This is a genomic window from Paractinoplanes globisporus DSM 43857, from assembly GCF_000379645.1.
GTDB lineage: Bacteria > Actinomycetota > Actinomycetes > Mycobacteriales > Micromonosporaceae > Actinoplanes > Actinoplanes globisporus.
The window spans coordinates 1-1,072 of record NZ_KB903355.1; the positions used below are offsets into that span (position 1 = coordinate 1).

Sequence of the window (1,072 nt, forward strand, 5' to 3'; positions counted from 1 at the left end):
CCAAGCCGGAACAAACCGGCCAGGGTATAAAACAATTGGCACTGGCTTTACAAGCACCCTGTTGAGTTCTCAAAGAACAACCACACCCGAAGCAATACCGCCCTCGGGGCAACCGCTCAAACTTACCCGGCCGACTCCGCAAGCACAAGATCGTGAATCTTGCGAAAATCGCCCAAGTGTTTGCCCCACGAAACGCGCCCGCCCTGAAGCGGGTAAGTCGTAGAGGTAACCTCGCTGGACCGGCCGACGATCGCTGAGGCGATCAGTCCGCCCGGCTCCCTGCGGGCTTTGTAACTCTACCCGGTCAAGCCCGCCGGCGCAAATCCTGTTTCCAGGACCTCCGCCCGGCATCGCCCGGGTGCGTCGGCAAGCTTAGCGCGAGCCTCAGCCACCCACCGAACCCCCTAGGCCCGTCACTTTCGTGCCGTTCCGTCCGGGTTTCCCGCGGGCAGAAAGAAAGTTACGTGATCACCCTCGCCCGATGCAAATCGACCCCCATGACCGCGACGACCCGCGCAACCTTTCACGTCATGACAGAGTGGGCACATGGGACCTTCCCCGACAGTGGCCGCAGACGCCGTCTCCGACCTACTTCTCCCCGCCGGCCAGGCGGTGATCGGTGCACTGGTCCTGGTCACGCTCGTGGTCTCCACCCACCGCATGATCCGCCGCGGCCCCTCCCGCATGGGCGGCGCTCTACTTCTGACCGGCAGCGCCGTAATCGGCCTGGCACTGATCGGCTACTTAGTGCAGCTTCTGTGACGCCGCTCTCTCCCGCGCCACAAGCCAAGCCCTTCAATTCAGAAGTACGTGGTTGACGCAGCCCCCAACCGCAATTCCCCCGCCCTGCCCCTCACCGCGACCAGGCGATTCCCCAGGCCATAGCGCGCCTCTCGCGTGTGGACTTTCCCCACCCCCACCCCAAAGGGCGAATAGCTCATCGCGGAGGGCGGACGGACGGGCAGCGCGGGCGGGCGGCGCGGACGGGCAGCGCAGGCGGGCAGCGCAGGCGGGCAGCGCGGACAGGCAGCGCGCGGACGGGCAGCGCGGACGGGCAGCGCAGGCGGGCAGC

1 protein-coding gene is annotated in these 1,072 nt (G+C 66.1%); it reads left to right on the top strand.

All coding sequences use genetic code 11. From position 1 onward, the window contains the following. Positions 1-546: 546 nt before the first annotated feature. Entirely contained in the window at positions 547-762 is a 216-nt protein-coding gene (locus A3CQ_RS0146290) for a hypothetical protein (RefSeq protein WP_026206945.1), read from the top strand. Positions 763-1,072 lie beyond the last annotated feature (310 nt).

Coding starts and splice junctions, on each gene's coding strand:
- A3CQ_RS0146290 (WP_026206945.1), top strand. CDS start 547: ATGGGACCTTCCCCGACAGTGGCCGCAGACGCCGTCTCCGACCTACTT.